Genomic DNA, 17,741 nt, shown 5'->3' with positions numbered 1-17,741 from the left:
ATCCAACCCCATCTCTATCACAAATAGTCCATCACCCCCCGAACCAGCTCATAGCTTACAATGCGTTCTCCTTTCCCACGGTGAACCGGCCTCAACCACCCCTTAGTGGTAACCTTCTGCAGCATAAGGACCGCTGTTTTATGATTCAACTCAAAATGCCTTTCAACATCCACCGGTCGAATCGGCCGCGCCAGCCGCACGGCGAGCCGGATGAGCTCCTTCTCCGCCAGCAGGCCGCGCGACACGGGAGCGCGTTCTGGGTGGTAGCGGCTGAACACCATGCGCAGCAGATTGATGCAAAGTTCCGGGCGCTGCTCCACGTCGTCGTAGGCGAAGGAGATCACCTGGTAGCCCATGGCGTGCAGGAAGGTTTCGCGGTTGAGCTCGTGGCCGTACTTTTGCCGGTCCATGTCGCGAACGTGCGCGGCGTAGCCTTTAATCTCGAATAGCAGCTTCAACTCGCCGTCCCTCGGCAGCCAGGCGAAATCGGCAAAATAAGACCGCCCCCGCCAATCGCTGACTTCATACTCCGGATGGAGGCCCTCGAAGTCACCGCGCAGCGGCCACCAGACATTCCGCAGGAACTGGGACTCCCCATGGGCATGTCCACGCTCCAAACGTCCTCGTCGTTCCCCTGACCTCTGTGCCAAATGGTACGCTAGAAACGCCGCGTATTTTTCCTCAAAACGCATCGAACTCCCCCTCCACCTTCCCTAAAAAATAACACGCCCCGCATTCGCTCCTTAAAGTTTGATCCTCAATCGCTTGGGAGCGCCATTAACCTAAAGGGTAGGGTGCCCGCTATGGATGATGATCCAAACCGGAGTGGTACGGGACGTGCTTCGTCCTGCGTTCAGTATAGTGCCGGGCGACGGCGCTGTCCAGCCTGGAGGTTCATTCGGGCGTGGATCCGCCCTCCGTTTAGGCTGATTGAGCGTACAGGACTGTTCGCCTTGCGAGTTGATCTTCGTGCAAATGAGACCAGTGAACTTAAGAAGCCGCGCAGAGAGCTTCCCGCGCATTTTGTCATTGCTTTTCCCATCCAACGGACGTAAGCTGATGGGAGGATTGTGGAAGGGTTTGACAAATTTGATTATTGACGGCTTGTCCGCGTTCATTCCCTCTTTCTCCCTGCGCAAAGGATGAAACTATGCGGGAACCGATGCGTAACATTACTTAGTGTGTACATGGAAAGGGTGAACTGCATTGGACAACGGCTTGAGCGTCAAGTTGTACGAAAAGCTCCCGGATGGCGAGCTTCGGGAATTGGAAGAACGCGTTTGGAGCGCGAATATGGTGGCTGCGTTGGAGCATGTGAATTATCTGGTCGTCGGCAACCGGGAGTTCGAAACGGTGGAAGGCCGGCTTAACGTCGACGAGGGCAAGCTGGAGCTGCTGCTCGTTCCGATCGCGCATGAATAAAATGTTTTTTTCGTAAGGAGGGAATCGGTCTTGGCAAAAGAAGACGAAGCAACACGAACGGACACGGCCGCTGCCAAAGAGGCAGCTCCAGTGAAGGAGCCGTTCGCATCGAAGTTTTTTACTCCAGAAGGCAAGCCCATCCGTGTCTTGTCGACGTCGCTTGGCATCGCGTTGCTGGCTAACGCATTTCTGATTCCGGGTGCCGGAGCTACGGCCTCGGGGAACGGTACGTCGGCGGATGAACCGAAGCTGGTCGCCTGGTCGACGGAAGAAGTGAAACAGTACTTCGACAAGAATGTGGACTGGAACATCCCACTTCCGTTGGAGGAGGATGGAGAGGGTGCCGAGGGAGCTTCCGGTTCCGACGGCTCGGGCGGTTCGGGCGGCACCACCGTCATCAACAACTACGGGGGTTACAACTCCGGTTTCGGTTGGGACGATATGCTGCTGTACCACCTGTTGTTCAACAACGGGGCCAGCTATTCGTCCGGCCGCTGGTACGACAGCCATCGCGGTTACTACGCAGGATCGTCGACGCCGTACAAACCGAAATCGTATTCCAGCGAGACATTCCAAAATAAAACGATGGCCGGTTCGGTCGTTCGACCCAAAACCTCAACCTCATCCACCGGCTCGATCGTCCGGCGCTCCACCTCCTCGAAGGCTGGCGGTATCGGCGGGAAATCGAGCTCGCTCGGTTCGTCGAGTTCCTCGTCCGGCTCTTCCAAGAGCTCGTTTTCCGGCTCGAGATCCAGCGGCACCAGTAAGGGGTCTTTCGGCGGATGACGGACGGGAGCAGCATTTTCGAAGTCGTGGGCCGGCCGCATCCCGACCGGGGCGAGCGGGTCGCGAAGCTAGCCGAGCTGGGGTTTACCTGGGCGGATCTCGAAGAAGAGGAGTACTGGATCGACCAACTGGTGTTGATGCCGAAGGCGACTTACGAGGAGCTGGAGCAGGCGGCCGCCGCGTTGTGGCGCATTCTCGACAAGGCCGTGCGCTATGTCCATCGCCGGCCGGATCTGTATGAGCTGATCGGCATCCCGCCGATCCTGTGGACGATGCTCGATCAGTTCCCGCTGCCGGAGCCGGGGGTGATCAGCCGCTACGCGCGTTTTGATTTTGCCGTGGCGAACGACGGCACCATCAAGCTGCTGGAGCTGAATGCTGATACGCCAACCGGTTACGTTGAGGCTTCGATCGCTACCCCGTGGCTGATGGAGCATGCGGGGTATACCTCGCCCAATACGCGGATGAAGGACCTGGTGGCGGAAGCCTGGGCGCTTGAGCGGCCGGACACCGTGGCCTGCGTCGATTACGGCTGGCATCTGGAGGATTCCGGCACAATCGAGGCATTGGGCCGTCACAGCGGCCTGGATCTCCACTATGAAGATTGCTTGGAACTTTGGGTTGACGAGGGGACGCTTAAGAATCAAGAAGGCCGTATCATTGAGCGAATGTTTGCGTTATATCCGAAGGAATGGATGGCGGTGGACGATGCCGGCGAGGCGTTGAGCTACGCGATCGAAACCGGTCGTCTGACCATTTTTAACGGGCCGCATAGCATTTTGCTGCAATCCAAAGGATTGCTTGCCGCAGTCTGGGGGCTTTACGAGCTGGGTTTGCTCTTTGATGAAGACGAACGCCAGGCCATTGCCAAATACGTGCTGCCGACTTATAACAAGCCGGTCTTCTCCGGTGATTTTGTGTCCAAATCGATGTTTGGTCGCGAAGGCGGCTCGGTGCGCCTCTTCGATGAGGAGGGCAGGCTGGAGCTGGAGGATCAGGAGGGCTTTGATAGCAGTGTCTTGTTCCCTACGGTGTATCAAAAAAGAGCCGAGTTGGCGCGGATCGACACGATCGTTGGCGAGCGCCATTTACTGACCGGCCTGTTCGTCCTGAACGGGACCCCGTGCGGCCTGCTGGGGCGAGCCGGAGGACCGATTACCGGCAATACCAGTCATTTTATCGCGTTAGGAGTGAAATAAATGCAATATTCGAAGCAGCCTTGGGCGCGGCGATTCTTCGTTACGCTGATGCTGGTGTTGTCCGTGGCGGTACTCGGAGCCTGCGGCAATACGACCAGTGTCTTCTCCACCGATACCGGTTCGGAGTCGGAATTATCGACCGCCCGAGTACCTTGGGATTATAAAATCGTGGAAGCGACGGTCGGCGATCTGGTGGGCAGCGACATGACCATTTTGCCCGATAACGATCTGCTGCCGAACGACGGAAATTATGCCACCGGGGACAAAATCTGGATCCTGCAGTTCATGGATGCCGAGCTGACCACGGACGAGAATCAGAAGAATGAAGTGCGCTTGTCCTCTTGGACGACGTTGAAATCCTATCCGGATCAGGCGTCCGCTGAGAAGGACCTGGCCGAGCTCAAGGTGTCGGTCACGACGGATGTCGATCTGGTTGGCGTGTACAAAACGGAGTACCAAGACAAAACGCGGAATTTCGCCGTCTTGGAGCTGCCGACCGGGAACCGGATCAAGCAGCCGATCGACGACACGCGGTACGCCGCATTGGAGAAAGCGAAGACGGCAACGGTCGTGCTGGAAGAAGTGCATGATTTTGCCGATTATGATTTGGCATTTGCAAAATTTCGGGGGTGGGCGAAGTGACGATCGTAGTGAATATTGTGGTTAGTGTTGTCGTAATGATTTTGCTGCAACTGCTGGGGATGGTGGTCTTCAATTGGATGACCCCGTACCGTGACATGGAAGAGCTGAAGAAAGGAAATGTCGCTGTGGCCCTGGCGCTCGGCGGCAAATTCCTGGGCACGGCTATCATTTTGGGGGTGTCCGCCTTCACGAATACCTCCATCTTGCATATGATTCTGTGGTTTGCCGTTGGTTATGTTTGCCTCGTGGCGTCTTACTGGATCTTTGAATTGGTGACGCCGGGATTTAATATCTCCGAGCAACTGAAGAAGGGGAATGTCGCGGTGGGCACCTTGCTGTGCTTAGTGTTTATTGGCATGGCATTCGCCGTCAGCAGCCTAATCATCTAGTAAGAGGTAATTCACAATGAATTTTGAAAAAGGGGCAGTCACATGCACTTTTTGCTCAGAATAACGACGCGCTTGATGCGTTTGCGCAAAACATCAATCGGACTGATTATCCTGATCTTTATTACGCTAAGCGCAACGGTGGCTTACGGGCTGGAGCCGGCGACCTTCGGGAGTTGGTTTAACGCGCTGTATTGGGTAATGACCACCATGGCCACGGTGGGCTACGGCGATTATTTTGCCGAGACCGTGCCGGGCAAAGCGTTTACGATGTTTTTGTACATTTTCGGAATCGGGCTGCTGAGCTTGGTGATCGGGAAAGTCATCGATTCCATCGGGAGCCTTCAGCGGCAGAGAGGAGCAGGGGCTTTGAGTTATCGGGGCGAAGACCAAATTATTCTGATCAATTGGAGCAAAAAAGCGAACTCGGCGGTGGAGGAAATTTTGTGTTATTTCCCCAAAGCCCACATCGTGATCGTCGACGAGACGGATCGGCACCCGCTGGAGCATATGCATCAAGTTCATTTCGTCAGCGGGGATCCGTCCTCGGACGAGATTTTGTTGAAAGCCGGCATCGACAAGGCGAAAGCCGCGATCATTTTTGCCGATGCGCGAATCGAGGAGTATTCACTGATCGATGGGAAATCGCTGTTGATTGCCTCCAGTATTGAACGTTTGGCGCCACAGGTACATACAACCGTAGAAATCATGCAGGAAAAACATATCCAGAACTTCCGCCACGTTCAAGTGAATGAATTTGTCCTGTCCCATGATGCCATCTCGCGATTGGCGGTCCGTTCCGCGCTGCAGGAAGGCAACTCCGAAGTGATTCGCCAACTGCTCAGCCGCCAATACGGCGATGATATTTACGAAATCCCCGTTCAGCACGGGTGGAATACGTACGGAGAAGCCTTTGAAGCGCTGCTTCGGCAAGGTGCAACCTTGCTGGCAGACCGCGGTGATTTGGGCATTAACCGCAAGTTGGACCAGCCGATTCCCGCGGAGGCGCGGCTTTACGTCGTAGCCGATGAAGCCACGTATCGACGAATTGCCGGTTTATCGTCATAAGCCGCACAAACAGCGCGCATGACAACATAAAGTGACAGGCCTTCGGGAGCAGCTCCTGCGGGCCTATTTTTTATTTTTAAAAAGGGATTGCCGATTTCTTTAGGAATATGTTACCATAACCTTGAAATTGAAAACGTTACCGAAAAGGTTACCGAAAAGGTTGCCGATCCGTTATCGATCCCATTTTCGGAATCGTTACCGGAGTGAAAACCGGAATTTTGGAAAGCGCATTCAATTTCGCGGAATTAGATATTTCTCTCAAGGGGGAAGGAACAATGAAGGTCAGAAAACTATGGAGTTTAGCACTGGCTTTAACCCTGGTTGCTGGACTCGCGGTGGGTTGCGGCAACAGCAACAGCAATGATCAAGGGACTAACGAAGGGGCAAAGGCAAACGCGGATACCGGATCCAACTCGGGTAAAACCGCGACGAAGGCGGAAGAAATCTACTTCTTGAACTTCAAGCCGGAAATCGCTGAAATCTATGACAAGATCGCAAAGGATTACGAAGCGGAAACCGGTGTGAAGGTGAAGGTTGTTACGGCTGCAGCCGGTACTTACGAAACGACGTTGAAATCCGAGATTGCGAAGTCTGAAGCTCCGACGATTTTCCAAATTAACGGCCCTGTTGGATATGAGAACTGGAAGAATTACACGTTGGACTTGAAAGACTCCAAGCTGTACGGCTATCTGTCCGACCAAAGCTTGGCGGTATCGAGTGAAGGCGGCGTGTACGGAATCCCTTACGTCGTTGAAGGCTACGGTATCATTTACAATAATGCGGTCATGGAGAAGTACTTTGCGCTGCCAGATAAAGCTGCTTCGGTATCTTCAATGGCAGACGTTAAGAACTTCGATACTCTGAAAGCGGTTGTAGAAGACATGACGGCGAAGAAGGACGCGCTGGGCATCAAGGGCGTGTTCGCTTCGACCTCCCTGGCTTCCGGCGAACAATGGAGATGGCAAACGCACTTGGCCAACTATCCATTGTATAACGAATTCAAGGATGACACTTCGTTCGACAACACGGTGTTGTCGGGCTTGGCCAAGAAGGAAATCGAGTTTAAGTACAACGCCAATTTCAAGAACATCTTTGATCTGTACTTGAACAATTCCGTAACGAAGCCAACGCTGCTGGGCAGCAAGGCGGTTGCCGACTCGATGGCCGAATTCGCTTTGGGGCAAGCCGCTATGGTTCAAAACGGCAACTGGGCTTGGTCGCAGATTAACGAAGTTGACGGCAACGTTGTGAAAGCCGAAGACATCAAGTTCCTGCCGATTTATACCGGAGTGGCAGGCGAAGAAAGCCAAGGCTTGGCGATCGGCACGGAGAACTACTTCGCGATCAACAGCCAAGTGTCGCCTGAGAAACAACAAGCTTCGATCGCCTTCCTGGAGTGGCTGTTCTCCAGCGATAAAGGTAAGGCTTACGTAACGAACGAACTTGGGTTTATCGCACCGTTCAACACCTTTGGCGAGAACGAGAAGCCTTCCGATCCACTTGCCAAGGAAGTATCCGATTGGATGGGGAAAGAAGGCATCACCTCGGTACCTTGGACGTTTGCCGCATTCCCAAGCGAAGAGTTTAAGAACGTCTTCGGCGACGCCCTGCTGCAATATGCACAAGGCAACCTCGCATGGGATGATGTTGTAAAAGTCGCTAAGGATTCCTGGAAGACGGAAAGAGCCAAGTAAGGAACCGGTTCGCAGAACCTCATAACAAGAGACAAAGGCGGCGGCGCCTCCGACCGGGTGCGCCGTCGTTCATTTATTTTGGGAGCTTGGCGAGAACCTCTCCCGCTCACTCTTTTTCCCGGGTAAGGAGACAATCCTATGCAAAAATCGATCAAAAGATACTTCGCCCTTTTTGCATTTCCAACATTGCTGGCGTTTACCGTGATGTTCATTATTCCGTTTTTCATGGGAATCTACCTGTCCTTCACGGAGTTTACGACCGTAACCGATGCGAAGTGGGCAGGACTTAGCAATTATGCTAAAGCCTTTTCCAATCCGGATTTCCTGAATGCGCTTTGGTTTACGGTCCGCTTTACCGTCGTTGCAGTGATAACGGTTAACGTATTTGCTTTCCTCCTGGCCTTATTGCTGACCCGGGGGGTTCGAGGAACGAATCTGTTCCGCACCGTGTTCTTTATGCCGAACCTGATCGGCGGGATCGTGCTCGGTTATATCTGGCAGTTGATCCTCAACGGGATCCTGTACAAGTTTGAAGTCACGTTGACGTCCAGTGCCAATTACGGCTTCTGGGGCTTGGTTGTTCTCATGAATTGGCAATTAATCGGGTATATGATGATCATTTACATCGCCGGGATTCAGAACATCTCGAGGGAAGTTGTCGAAGCGGCTCAGATTGACGGCTGCACCCGTTACGGTATATTACGGAATGTGACGATTCCGCTGGTGATGCCCTCCATCACCATCTGCTTGTTCTTGTCGCTGTCGAATTCGTTTAAGCTGTTTGACCAGAACTTGGCTTTGACCGCCGGGGCGCCTTCGAAGCAAACGGCGATGCTGGCGCTCGATATTTACAATACGTTCTACGGGAACGGCGGCTGGGAGGGTGTTGGCCAGGCCAAAGCGGTGGTCTTCTTTGTCCTAGTCGCATTGATCGCTTTAATTCAATTGAGAGCTACGAGAAGTAAGGAGGTGGAGAACTGATGCAGAAAACACGCAACCGCGGGACAATTACTTTTGGCGTTCTGCTCGTTCTCGCCATCCTGTTCCTGTCTCCGATTCTGATCGTGCTGATGAACTCCTTTAAGGGGAAATTCTTCATCAGCGATACACCGTTTAAGTTTCCCGACGCCCAGACGTTTGTCCATTTTAAGAACTACACCGAGGGCGTTGCCAAGACCGGATTCTTTAATGCCTTCGGGATGTCAATGTTCATTACGGTCGGTTCGGTAGCTGTGATCGTCTTGCTAACGGCGATGACCGCCTGGTACATCACGAGAGTTAAGACGAGATTCACGAAGCTGCTCTACTACATCTTCGTCTTCTCGATGATCGTGCCGTTTCAAATGGTGATGTTTACGATGACCAAAACGGCGAATATGCTCCATCTGGACAATCCGCTGGGGATTATCGTGATTTATCTCGGTTTTGGCGCGGGGTTATCGGTGTTCCTGTTCAGCGGATTCGTGAAATCAATTCCGCTGGAGATCGAGGAAGCCGATCTGATTGACGGCTGTAATCCGGTCCAATCGTTTTTTCATATCGTTTTACCGATTCTGAAGCCGATTGCGATTACCGTCGCCATCCTGAACGTCATGTGGATCTGGAACGACTATCTCCTGCCGATGTTGGTCATCGGAACCGAGTACCGGACGATTCCCATCGCGATTCAGTACCTGAAGGGCGGGTATGGTTCGATCGACATGGGGGCGATGATGGCGATGCTCGTGTTGGCGATTTTGCCCATTGTCGTATTCTATCTGCTCTGTCAAAAATATATCATCGAAGGCGTCGTTGCCGGCGCGGTAAAGGGATAATCCGCCCGACCGAACGGCCAGGGGCCGGCTTGCTCAAATGCAGGATATCCCGGGGGTCGTGAAGTCCTGGCCGGGACTCCTGCTTTTGTGCATTTGTCCTTGTTTTATAGGAAGGGTATGGTATATTCTGTAACAGATAGACGGAAATTATCAGGTAAGGGACGATCGGATATGGCTTCAATGACGATTATCGATATTGCAAAAATTTGCGGGGTTGGCGTTACGACGGTCTCCCGGGCCATCAATAATCATCCGGACATCAGCGAAGAGACGAAGGCCATGATTATGAAGGTTATCAAGGAGAACCATTTTGTTCCAAACAATAGCGCCCGAAATTTGAAGCGTTCCGCCTCCAAGACGATTGCCGTCCTGATCAAGGGGATCACCAATCCTTTTTTCAATCGCATGATTCAGGTGTTCGAGAAGGAGATTCAACGGAAGAAATATTCGTTTATTCTACAGCGGGTGGACGAAAATCAAGATGAGATTGAAGTGGCGATCGAACTGGAGAAGGAGAAGCGGCTGAAGGGGATCGTGTTCCTGGGCGGGTATTTCTCCCATGTCAAAGAAAAGCTGGAGCAGCTGACGGTACCCTATGTACTCAGCACGATTGGCATGACGCCGGAATTTGATCCGCAAGAGTATTCTTCCGTATCCGTCGACGACTTTAAAGAAAGTTATAAGATGGTGGATTATTTGTGCCGGCTGGGGCATCAGAAAATCGCCATCCTCACCGCTCCCATGTCCGATGTCAGCATCGGCAAGCTGAGATATGAAGGGTACAAGCAGGCGCTCGCAGACCATGGGATTCCGCTAAACGAGAAGCTGGTATGCTGCATGAAGGAACAGATTGAGAGCTACTCCATGGAGAACGGATATGTGGTAACCCAGGAGCTGCTGGCTTCCGGGGAGGAGTTCACGGCGTTGTTTGCGGTATCCGATAGTTTGGCGGTCGGGGCGTGCAAGGCGATTTTCGAAAGCGGGAAGTCCGTGCCGGACGATTATTCCGTGGCCGGGTTCGATGGACTGGATATCACGTTTTATTACCATCCTTCGATTACGACGATCCGGCAGCCCGTGGAGGAGATCGCGGAGGAGACGATTCGAATCCTCTTTGACCTGATCAACAAGAAGATGACGCATGCTCATAAAATATTCCCCGGGGAATTAATGATCCGGGATTCGACGATTCCATACAAGGAATAAATCCTCAATGAAAGAAACCCCCGTATTCTGCCGGCGGATATCGCTTGGCAGAAGATGGGGGGTTTTTGGCGTGTGAATGGAATTGTTGGGATGTATGGCCGTGTGGCTTACAACAGTTCGTTGCGCTTGCGCAGATAGCCGTACAAAATGATGCTGCACACCGCGCATAACAAGGCGCACACGCCAATGAAGGCGTAACCGGCTTGCAGGCCGCGCAGCAGGCCAAGTCCGGTGTCGGCACCGCCGGCCACCAGCTCTTTGATTCCGTCGGTGATCGCACCGATCAAATAGTTACCGATGACGCTGCCAACTCCCATCAGCGTGACGATGAAGGTGATGGCGGAATCGCTGGAGGAGCGGTATTTCTTGGCGATCAGCGCCATGACCGTCGGGTAGATCGGGGCGATGCCGATGCCGGCCGCCGCGAACAGAAAGGCCCCGGATTCGCCGACCGCTATGGCGATCAAGGTGCAAATCCCCGAGAAAGCGGAGAACAGAATCAGCGAGAGCGTGAAGCCAATTTTATCCGTGATGGGTCCCAGCGCCAGCCGTGCGAACGTAAAGCACAAGAAGAAGGCGGACAACATGCCGGAAGCGTTGGTGGTGTTCCAATGGTAAGCCTTCTCCAGGAAGTTGACCAGCCAGCCGCCAACGGCCATTTCGGATACCACACCGAACGAGAGCACCAGGACGATCAGCCAGATGGCCGGATCACGCATGAGCTGTGTGAACGGAACCCGCTCGCCGCCGTGTTCTTCTTCGCCCGGAAACCGGCTGAGCAGCGTTGGGATCATCGGGATAACCGAGAGGGACAACATGATCAGATACATGCCGCGCCAATCGAGCACATGTCCGCCGATCGAGACGGTCATGAGCCCTGAGGCGATCATCGGCGCCACCGTGGAACTCAGCCCATAGAAGAAATGGGAGAGGTTCATCATCGTGCCGGTGTTGCCAACGAAGATGCGGGCAGCCAGAATGGCCAGCGCGATTTCCAGCATCCCGTTGCCGATGTACATCAAGAAATAGGAACCCGACAACGCCGGGAAGCTGCGCGAAGCGAAGATCAGGATCCCGGATGCGGCCATGGAGCCGAAGGCAAGCATCGTCACCGTTTTGGCGCCCCATTTGCGAGTCAGGTAAGCCGTAAAGGAACAAGCCAACAGGTAGCCCAGCGAGTTGAGCGACAGGAGCGTGCCAATCTGCATCTCATCGATCCCAAAGTCGGTTTGGATGCGCGGGATGGCGGGTCCTTTAATATTTTCCGAGAAGCCGAAGATAAAGAAACCGATAAAGACGGTTAACAATTGGAAGACATAATTTCGTTTGGTAAAAGTGGAATGGGCGGCGCGGACTTCCGTCGTCTCCGCTCCCGATTGAGATGGCGATTTCAAGGTAAATCCTCCTGATGTCCTAAAGTGATTAAGAGCCGAACAGCCAAATCGTAACACACTTTCGTTCGCCTATCTATCCTCCGGACAAAAAAAGCACCCGCTTCCTGCGCTCGGGTTGAGCGGCATCAACGGGTGCCTTTCGGTCTTAATGGTTAATGTCACATTTGTTCATGATAAACGCGATTTGGTTCTCAAGCCGGTTGATTTGCTCCTGCGTCTCTGGATCGGACTGGCCCATCCCCCGCATCGAGGCTAATTCTTGCTTCAATTGGTGCAGATCCTCACCTGCGTTGGCGCAGTTATAGTTGCTCTCGAGATTATCCAGCATGCTGATTCTCCTCCATCGATTACTCGGTGCTTCTCCCCTATTATGGAGGATTTAGGGAGGGGTTATTCAGCCTGTTCAGGTTGGGTAGAGCTGCCGCCGCCGATTTTGTGCATAAATTCGTTAATCTGCTGATGCATGGCCAAGATATCCTCTATCCCGGCACCGGTTCCGGCAAACAGCCGCATCGGTACGGTGCAGGCTTTGTCCTTCAAGGCTTTGCCTTCGTGGGTCAGCTCAATGATGACGCTGCGCTCGTCCGCTTTGTCTCGCGTCCGGGTGACCAGGTTCATCTGCTCCAGCTTCTTAAGCAGCGGAGTTAACGTGCCGGAATCGAGGTACAGCATGGCGCCCAGCTCTTTGACGGTCACGCCGTCCCGCTCCCATAACGCGAGAAGCGTGATGTACTGCGTATAGGTTAATCCGAACTCGGCCAGCAGAGGCCGGTACAGCTTCATGATCTCCCGGGAGCACGTATAAAAAGCGAAGCAAAGCTGATTATCCAGTTTCATCAATTCATCCGTATTCATCTATATCCACCTGCCAATTAATTGTATGCAATTTATTTTGCTTTTGAGTTATTATAGCATTGCTTTCCTTTTCGCGTAAAGTGGTGGGACGGGGGTGCAGACGCCTGTCGATCGCCGGTGATTTGAAATTGACACCTTAACAAAGATTGTATACAATTAAATAACACTTAATTTAAAAAATGCTGGAGGTGCCATGAATGTCATTATTCGATATCGAAGTCAAAACGATTCAAGGCCAAGTGCAAACGTTGGAGCCATACCGCGGTCAGGTGATGCTGATCGTGAATACGGCGACGAAATGCGGGTTTGCTCCGCAATTTAAAGGGCTGCAGCAACTGCATGATACTTACAAGGACCAAGGGTTCTCCGTATTGGGCTTCCCCTCAAGCCAATTCGCGAACCAGGAGCTGGGGATGGACGAGGAAGTAGCGCAAGCTTGCGAGCTGAATTTCGGTGTGTCGTTCCCGTTATTTTCGAAAATTGATGTGAATGGAAAAACGGCTCATCCGCTGTTCAAGCACCTGACGAAGGAAGCGCCGGGCTTGCTCGGGTCCAAGTTGATCAAATGGAACTTTACGAAGTTCCTTGTGGATCAGGAAGGTAAGGTCGTGAAACGCTTTGGCCCGACGGACGAACCCGAGAGCATCGATGGGCAAATTCGCGAGCTGCTTGGGGTGTAGGCGTAAGTACAATAGACCTAAGCAGTTCGAATAGTAACAGACAGCAACGTGAGGCAAAGCCTGCCCCGTTTCCTTTCCAGGATGGAAAGGAGCGGGGCTTTTTGTTTTTCACGATGAAATTGTGGAGGGAGTTGTAACATGGGGTTTCAAAGGGAGCATGACACTTGGATTCAGGAGCATATGAAACGAAGAACCGGTGAGCGTCTGGATGCGCTTCGGCGCGGACATGGATACGGGAATCAATTGTTCGTCGAGCAGATCTGGTGGCCGTTGGTGGGGCACTTTGATGGATTGCATCCGGAATATGAGGTGAAGGATTGGCGGGGGAGATCCTATTTTGCCGATTTTCTATGGGTGGTTGGAGGTGCGCGGATTGTATTCGAGATAATATGGATTTGAATCGGGGGCTGTTTCTGCAATCCCAGGACTGTCTGATCTACTACATCGCCTTGGATGAGTTGAAGGAGAACTCCACGTTTATTCTATCTTCCTTGCGGAGTATTTTGGCACCTTACTTGTTAGTTGCACTGGGGAGGTCGGCGCGAACTTATTGCAAGATTGAAAGGGATCTGTTGCGCGCCGCCATTCGCCATCACCGGGTGCTTCGCCCAACGGAGGTGGCGCGGGAGCTGGAGTTGCATACGATGACTGTCATTAAGTACTGCCGGCTCCTCGTAGAAAAAGGCAAGCTCCACGCGATAGCTAAAGGGGCCTCTGGCCGCATTACTTCTTATGAGTATCATATACATTTGCTCCTCGGAGGAGGAAACGGCCTATTCTATATGAAAAATCAAATAGAATAGACCGCTTCGAGGTCAGAGTGGCTCATTGTATTCGAAATTTCATATAGAATGAGCCATTTGGCGTCGATTCGCCGGATTGTATTCGAAAAATCATACAGAATGCGCTGCGTGTTGGTGGAGCAGCGGGGTTACACCAGCTTTTTCCGCAATGCCCCGGAGATCCAGTCCACGAGGGTGATCATCACGATGATGCCGAGCAGGATGATCCCGACGCGATCCCAATCCCGCGAGCTGAGGGCGAAGATCAACGGAGTCCCGATCCCGCCGGCGCCAATTACGCCGAGGATCGTGGCGGAACGCAAGTTGATCTCGAACCGGTACAGCGTGTAAGATAGGAAGCCCGGGAGCACCTGTGGCAACACGGCAAACCACAGGATTTGCAGGCGACTGGCCCCTGCAGCGACAAGCGCTTCGGTTGGGCCATGATCCATGTTCTCGATCTCATCGGCGAACAGCTTGCCCAGCATCCCAACCGAATGCAGCCCCAGCGCGAGCACGCCGGCGAAGGCGTTTGGTCCCACAGCCTTGATGAACAGCAGCGCCATCACGATTTCCGGGAAGGTGCGGATAAAGCTGAGCAGCATTTTGCCCGAACCGGAAGCGAAACGCGGTTTGCTTCGATTAGCTGCTGACCAGAAGGCGAACGGCAGGCAGACCAATGAAGACACAAAGGTACCCAGGATCGAGATGGTCAACGTCTCAAGCAATCCCCGCAGCAAATCCTCGCCGTCCGGTAAATAGACGTAATCCCAATCGGGTGAGAACAACCCCGAGAGGATCGACTTCGTAATTTGGCCGGCGGTTTCCTTGATCCCGTCAAATGGGATACCGGCGAACGCCCATATATATAAGAGAAGGAGCAGCAGATAAATTAGCCAGCGGTAGCGGTTCTTCTTGGGCTTCTGCACTTTGTGCCGCCAGGTATTTGCATTTGCGTTTGTCGTCATAATAATTTCTCCCGCAATTTGGTGCTTACATAATCGATCAGCAGTACGACCGCGAGCGTGAACAAGATGATCATGCACGTCTTGTCATACTCCAGGAAACCCAAAGTCACTTCGTAATAATGGCCGATCCCGCCGGCCCCAACCAGACCCAGCACCGCCGCGGCGCGCACGTTAATTTCGAACGTGTACAAAACGTAGGAAATAAAGTGGGCTTGGATTTGCGGTACGACGCCAAAGACGATGCGCTGCACCGAACTAGCCCCGACGGACGTCATCGCTTCCAGGGGTCCGCGGTCGATTGTCTCCAGCGCTTCGTAGGTTAGTTTGGCGATCAAACCAAACGAGAACACCGTAAGCGCCATCATGCCGGGCAACGGCCCGAGTCCGAAGATGGCGACGAAGATCGCCGCCAGCAACAGGTCGGGAATCGTCCGTACGAGGTTCAGCAGGAAGCGGACGGGCTGATAGATCCAGGCGCTGCGGCTAAGGTTGGAGGCGCAGAGCAGCGCGACCGGTACCGCGAAGATTGCGCCGAAGGTCGTGCCGATCAGCGCCATGCGGATCGTCTCCAGCATCGCCGGTACGATGTTGTCGAAGTAGCTCCACTTCGGCGGGAACATCTCCCGCAGCAGGTCCAGCATGTTCGGCGAGCCCTGGATCAGCTTGCCCAGCGAAGCCTCCGTGTCCACGGAGCTGCCCCATAGCAGAAGCAGAATGATCACGGCGGTCAAATAATGCTTCAGCTTGCCGGGAGCTTGAGGACGATCCCGGTTCAAGCCGGCTTGGCCGGGCGGGTTTACGCTGAGGTTGGCGGACTTATTAGCGTTCGCTTGGGCGTTGGATTTGGCATTTGGACGCGGATTCGTATTCATCAAGCCTTCGCCTCCAGCACCTGCGGTCCCGGGAGTCGGGTCGCCAGCAGCTCTTCTTGGTCGATGGCGCGGCCATAAATCTCTGCGAATCGCTCGTCCGTCGCCTCCGACACCGGTCCGTCGAAGACCACCTGACCCGCGCGGAGCCCGATAATTCGGGTAGCGTAGCTGCGCGCCAAGTCGATGAAATGCAGGTTCACAATCGTCGTAATCCCGAGCTCAACGTTAATACGCTTCAGATCATCCATAACCTGCTTGGTCGTCAAAGGATCCAGCGAGGCCACCGGCTCGTCTGCGAGGATGATTTTCGCTTCCTGTGCCAGCACACGGGCAATCGCCACCCGCTGCTGTTGTCCGCCGGAGAGCTGGTCGGCTCGAGCGTACGCTTTTTCCACGATATTAACGCGCTCCAGCGCCTGAAAAGCTAACTCCACATCGGCCTCCGGGAATCGTCCGAACAGGGTGCGCAGCGTGGAATGGTAGCCGACTCGGCCGGCCAGCACGTTGCGCAGCACAGAGGAACGCTTCACGAGATTGAAGCTCTGGAAGATCATGCCGATGTCGCGACGGATCATCCGCAGCGGTTTGCCGGAGGCTTGCGTGATCGACTTGCCGTCGATTCGAATATCGCCTTCGGAGATATCGTGCAGCCGGTTCATGGACCGCAGCAGCGTCGATTTACCGGCACCGGACAAGCCTACGATCGCTACGAATTCACCGGGCTCAATCTTCAGGTTGATCTGATCCAGCCCTTTGGTGCCATTCGGGTATGTTTTGGATACATTGCGCAGTTCTATCACGTTAGGACTCCTTTTGGAAAAAAGTTTCTGGAAAAACGCACAGCCAGCCGGGAGCGCAGAAGCGCTCCGACTGGCTTGCAGGGGGTATTCGTCAAATTTCGCTTAAAGCCTATTCCGTTTTAACTTTCTCGTTATATTCGCGGACGATGTCGAACACACTGTCATTTGATTCGACATAACCTTCATGCGTGTAGATATCCGCAATAATTTGGTGGCCTTCCGCATCCTTACCGATTTCGATGAAGGCATCCTTCAGCTTCTGTACCCATTCCGCATTCATGTCGGAACGAACGGAGATCGTATCGTTTGGAATCGGCTCTGTGTACGCCAGTACGCGAGTATCCTCGAATACCTTCGGATAATCCTTAACCACGGTGTTACGGGCATCCTGGAAGATGGCCGCAGCGTCCACATCGCCATTCAGAACGGCGATGACGCCTTGGTCATGACCTTTTACCGTAATAGGCTCTACGTCAGACAGCGGATCCAAGCCTGCCTCTTGAAGTTTAGCGGCCGGCCATACATACCCGGCGGAAGACGTTACGTTTTGGTAGGCGATTTTTTTGCCTTTCAGATCCTCAACGGATTTGATGTCGGAATCCTTCTTCACGATGATCATCGATTTGTAGAAATCAACCAACTGATCCGTAGGTGCGCCGGTATCATCTTGTACCCCGAAACGTTGCGCCTGCAAAATAACCTCAGCTGCGCCCTTCTCCTTCGCCAGCACGTATGCTGTCGGAGGAAGGAAGCCCACGTCGACTTGCTTGGAAGCCATGGCTTCGATAATCGTATTGTAGTCGGTCGACACGCTGACTTTCACCGGGATACCCAAGCGATCGGACAGCAGCTTTTCCAACGGCTTCGCTTTCGCTTCGAGCGTATCGGCATTTTGCGAAGGCACGAATTGGACCGTCAAGGTTTCAGGAACATAGCCCGTGTTAGCAGGGGTTTCAGCAGTGTTGGCAGCCGCGTTAGTGCTGGCGTTTGCAGCAGTGGCATTGGTTTGGCCGGATTCGGCCGACGCATTCCCGCTGGTGTTAGCTGGAGCGTTGTTTCCGCAAGCACTCAGGATGACGGAGAACGTCAAGAATAAAGGCAAAACAAACTTGGCAATCTTGTTCAAGCGTATGACCTCCACTTAATCTCATTTTTTTGGATTACGTGATTACT

At 53.4% G+C, this 17,741-nt stretch carries 21 protein-coding genes; 13 read left to right on the top strand and 8 right to left on the bottom strand.

The window, feature by feature from the left end:
* Window positions 1-17: 17 nt before the first annotated feature.
* On the bottom strand, window positions 18-692 hold the full coding sequence (locus tag M0651_RS04725) for a PDDEXK family nuclease (RefSeq protein WP_248550696.1): 675 nt from the start codon (window positions 690-692) through the stop codon (window positions 18-20).
* Between the two features lie 514 nt (window positions 693-1,206).
* Between M0651_RS04725 and M0651_RS04720 the strand changes: the two genes are divergently transcribed.
* The 10 genes from M0651_RS04720 (at window position 1,207) to M0651_RS04675 (ending at window position 10,217) form a co-directional block, all read left to right on the top strand.
* Window positions 1,207-1,422: a hypothetical protein gene (locus M0651_RS04720; RefSeq protein ID WP_248550695.1), complete on the top strand. Its 216-nt coding sequence runs from the start codon at window positions 1,207-1,209 to the stop codon at window positions 1,420-1,422.
* A 90-nt stretch (window positions 1,423-1,512) separates the two neighbouring features.
* The gene (locus tag M0651_RS04715; protein ID WP_248550925.1) at window positions 1,513-2,208 is read left to right on the top strand and encodes a hypothetical protein; all 696 of its coding nucleotides are present in this window, start codon (window positions 1,513-1,515) and stop codon (window positions 2,206-2,208) included.
* Window positions 2,205-3,407: a glutathionylspermidine synthase family protein gene (locus M0651_RS04710; RefSeq protein WP_248550694.1), complete on the top strand. Its 1,203-nt coding sequence runs from the start codon at window positions 2,205-2,207 to the stop codon at window positions 3,405-3,407. Before M0651_RS04715 ends, M0651_RS04710 begins: the two co-directional genes overlap by 4 nt.
* Window positions 3,408-4,049, top strand: coding sequence for a hypothetical protein (locus M0651_RS04705; protein ID WP_248550693.1), 642 nt, complete (start codon window positions 3,408-3,410; stop codon window positions 4,047-4,049).
* The gene (locus M0651_RS04700; protein ID WP_240269995.1) at window positions 4,046-4,438 is read left to right on the top strand and encodes a DUF350 domain-containing protein; all 393 of its coding nucleotides are present in this window, start codon (window positions 4,046-4,048) and stop codon (window positions 4,436-4,438) included. The genes M0651_RS04705 and M0651_RS04700 overlap by 4 nt, the downstream gene beginning before the upstream one ends.
* Before the next feature lie 42 nt (window positions 4,439-4,480).
* Window positions 4,481-5,503, top strand: a complete 1,023-nt coding sequence (locus M0651_RS04695; RefSeq protein ID WP_248550692.1) for a potassium channel family protein — start codon at window positions 4,481-4,483, stop codon at window positions 5,501-5,503.
* Window positions 5,504-5,778: 275 nt separating this feature from the next.
* The gene (locus M0651_RS04690; RefSeq protein ID WP_248550691.1) at window positions 5,779-7,197 is read left to right on the top strand and encodes an ABC transporter substrate-binding protein; all 1,419 of its coding nucleotides are present in this window, start codon (window positions 5,779-5,781) and stop codon (window positions 7,195-7,197) included.
* Window positions 7,198-7,335: 138 nt separating this feature from the next.
* Entirely contained in the window at window positions 7,336-8,178 is an 843-nt protein-coding gene (locus tag M0651_RS04685) for a carbohydrate ABC transporter permease (protein WP_248550690.1), read from the top strand.
* Complete coding sequence (locus M0651_RS04680; RefSeq protein ID WP_248550689.1) at window positions 8,178-9,011, top strand: carbohydrate ABC transporter permease; 834 nt, start codon at window positions 8,178-8,180, stop codon at window positions 9,009-9,011. The genes M0651_RS04685 and M0651_RS04680 overlap by 1 nt, the downstream gene beginning before the upstream one ends.
* Window positions 9,012-9,182: 171 nt before the next feature.
* The gene (locus M0651_RS04675; protein WP_248550688.1) at window positions 9,183-10,217 is read left to right on the top strand and encodes a LacI family DNA-binding transcriptional regulator; all 1,035 of its coding nucleotides are present in this window, start codon (window positions 9,183-9,185) and stop codon (window positions 10,215-10,217) included.
* 107 nt (window positions 10,218-10,324) lie between these two features.
* On the opposite strand, the gene M0651_RS04670 is transcribed toward M0651_RS04675, so the two are convergent.
* The 3 genes from M0651_RS04670 to M0651_RS04660 all read right to left on the bottom strand — a co-directional run bounded on the left by M0651_RS04670 (window position 10,325) and on the right by M0651_RS04660 (window position 12,466).
* Window positions 10,325-11,524 carry an MFS transporter gene (locus M0651_RS04670; protein WP_248550924.1) on the bottom strand — a complete coding sequence of 400 codons (1,200 nt, stop codon included), beginning with the start codon at window positions 11,522-11,524 and terminating at the stop codon, window positions 10,325-10,327.
* A gap of 232 nt (window positions 11,525-11,756) precedes the next feature.
* Complete coding sequence (locus tag M0651_RS04665) at window positions 11,757-11,939, bottom strand: DUF2524 domain-containing protein (RefSeq protein WP_248550687.1); 183 nt, start codon at window positions 11,937-11,939, stop codon at window positions 11,757-11,759.
* Between the two features lie 62 nt (window positions 11,940-12,001).
* Entirely contained in the window at window positions 12,002-12,466 is a 465-nt protein-coding gene (locus tag M0651_RS04660) for a MarR family winged helix-turn-helix transcriptional regulator (RefSeq protein WP_248550686.1), read from the bottom strand.
* A gap of 197 nt (window positions 12,467-12,663) precedes the next feature.
* On the opposite strand from M0651_RS04660, the gene M0651_RS04655 reads away from it, so the two are divergent.
* The 3 genes from M0651_RS04655 to M0651_RS04645 all read left to right on the top strand — a co-directional run bounded on the left by M0651_RS04655 (window position 12,664) and on the right by M0651_RS04645 (window position 13,949).
* Complete coding sequence (locus M0651_RS04655; RefSeq protein ID WP_248550685.1) at window positions 12,664-13,146, top strand: glutathione peroxidase; 483 nt, start codon at window positions 12,664-12,666, stop codon at window positions 13,144-13,146.
* Between the two features lie 138 nt (window positions 13,147-13,284).
* Window positions 13,285-13,545, top strand: coding sequence for a hypothetical protein (locus M0651_RS04650; protein ID WP_248550684.1), 261 nt, complete (start codon window positions 13,285-13,287; stop codon window positions 13,543-13,545).
* Window positions 13,536-13,949, top strand: coding sequence for a hypothetical protein (locus tag M0651_RS04645; RefSeq protein ID WP_248550683.1), 414 nt, complete (start codon window positions 13,536-13,538; stop codon window positions 13,947-13,949). Before M0651_RS04650 ends, M0651_RS04645 begins: the two co-directional genes overlap by 10 nt.
* A gap of 128 nt (window positions 13,950-14,077) precedes the next feature.
* Here M0651_RS04645 and phnE (M0651_RS04640) read toward each other — a convergent pair whose 3' ends face one another.
* From phnE (M0651_RS04640) to M0651_RS04625, 4 genes are all read right to left on the bottom strand, one after another.
* Window positions 14,078-14,896 (bottom strand): phosphonate ABC transporter, permease protein PhnE, encoded by an 819-nt coding sequence (phnE, locus tag M0651_RS04640; protein WP_248550682.1) that lies wholly within the window; start codon window positions 14,894-14,896, stop codon window positions 14,078-14,080.
* On the bottom strand, window positions 14,893-15,768 hold the full coding sequence (phnE, locus tag M0651_RS04635; RefSeq protein ID WP_248550681.1) for a phosphonate ABC transporter, permease protein PhnE: 876 nt from the start codon (window positions 15,766-15,768) through the stop codon (window positions 14,893-14,895). The genes phnE (M0651_RS04640) and phnE (M0651_RS04635) overlap by 4 nt, the downstream gene beginning before the upstream one ends.
* Window positions 15,768-16,568, bottom strand: coding sequence for a phosphonate ABC transporter ATP-binding protein (gene phnC, locus M0651_RS04630; protein ID WP_248550680.1), 801 nt, complete (start codon window positions 16,566-16,568; stop codon window positions 15,768-15,770). The genes phnE (M0651_RS04635) and phnC overlap by 1 nt, the downstream gene beginning before the upstream one ends.
* A 109-nt stretch (window positions 16,569-16,677) precedes the next feature.
* Complete coding sequence (locus M0651_RS04625) at window positions 16,678-17,694, bottom strand: phosphate/phosphite/phosphonate ABC transporter substrate-binding protein (RefSeq protein ID WP_248550679.1); 1,017 nt, start codon at window positions 17,692-17,694, stop codon at window positions 16,678-16,680.
* Window positions 17,695-17,741: the final 47 nt, after the last annotated feature.

It is taken from the genome of Paenibacillus mellifer, from assembly GCF_023195895.1.
GTDB classification, from domain to species: domain Bacteria; phylum Bacillota; class Bacilli; order Paenibacillales; family Paenibacillaceae; genus Fontibacillus; species Fontibacillus mellifer.
Note: the sequence above shows the minus strand (reverse complement) of the source record. Positions and strands in the feature narration are given on the sequence as shown.

Bases quoted from the DNA above. Each gene is read 5' to 3' on its own strand.
- M0651_RS04705 (WP_248550693.1), top strand. From the start codon at position 3,408: ATGCAATATTCGAAGCAGCCTTGGGCGCGGCGATTCTTCGTTACGCTG.
- M0651_RS04650 (WP_248550684.1), top strand. From the start codon at position 13,285: ATGGGGTTTCAAAGGGAGCATGACACTTGGATTCAGGAGCATATGAAA.
- M0651_RS04675 (WP_248550688.1), top strand. From the start codon at position 9,183: ATGGCTTCAATGACGATTATCGATATTGCAAAAATTTGCGGGGTTGGC.
- M0651_RS04685 (WP_248550690.1), top strand. From the start codon at position 7,336: ATGCAAAAATCGATCAAAAGATACTTCGCCCTTTTTGCATTTCCAACA.
- M0651_RS04680 (WP_248550689.1), top strand. From the start codon at position 8,178: ATGCAGAAAACACGCAACCGCGGGACAATTACTTTTGGCGTTCTGCTC.
- M0651_RS04725 (WP_248550696.1), bottom strand. From the start codon at position 692: ATGCGTTTTGAGGAAAAATACGCGGCGTTTCTAGCGTACCATTTGGCA.
- phnE (WP_248550681.1), bottom strand. From the start codon at position 15,768: ATGAATACGAATCCGCGTCCAAATGCCAAATCCAACGCCCAAGCGAAC.
- M0651_RS04665 (WP_248550687.1), bottom strand. From the start codon at position 11,939: ATGCTGGATAATCTCGAGAGCAACTATAACTGCGCCAACGCAGGTGAG.
- M0651_RS04660 (WP_248550686.1), bottom strand. From the start codon at position 12,466: ATGAATACGGATGAATTGATGAAACTGGATAATCAGCTTTGCTTCGCT.
- M0651_RS04710 (WP_248550694.1), top strand. From the start codon at position 2,205: ATGACGGACGGGAGCAGCATTTTCGAAGTCGTGGGCCGGCCGCATCCC.
- M0651_RS04695 (WP_248550692.1), top strand. From the start codon at position 4,481: ATGCACTTTTTGCTCAGAATAACGACGCGCTTGATGCGTTTGCGCAAA.
- M0651_RS04645 (WP_248550683.1), top strand. From the start codon at position 13,536: ATGGATTTGAATCGGGGGCTGTTTCTGCAATCCCAGGACTGTCTGATC.
- M0651_RS04690 (WP_248550691.1), top strand. From the start codon at position 5,779: ATGAAGGTCAGAAAACTATGGAGTTTAGCACTGGCTTTAACCCTGGTT.
- M0651_RS04655 (WP_248550685.1), top strand. From the start codon at position 12,664: ATGTCATTATTCGATATCGAAGTCAAAACGATTCAAGGCCAAGTGCAA.
- phnE (WP_248550682.1), bottom strand. From the start codon at position 14,896: ATGACGACAAACGCAAATGCAAATACCTGGCGGCACAAAGTGCAGAAG.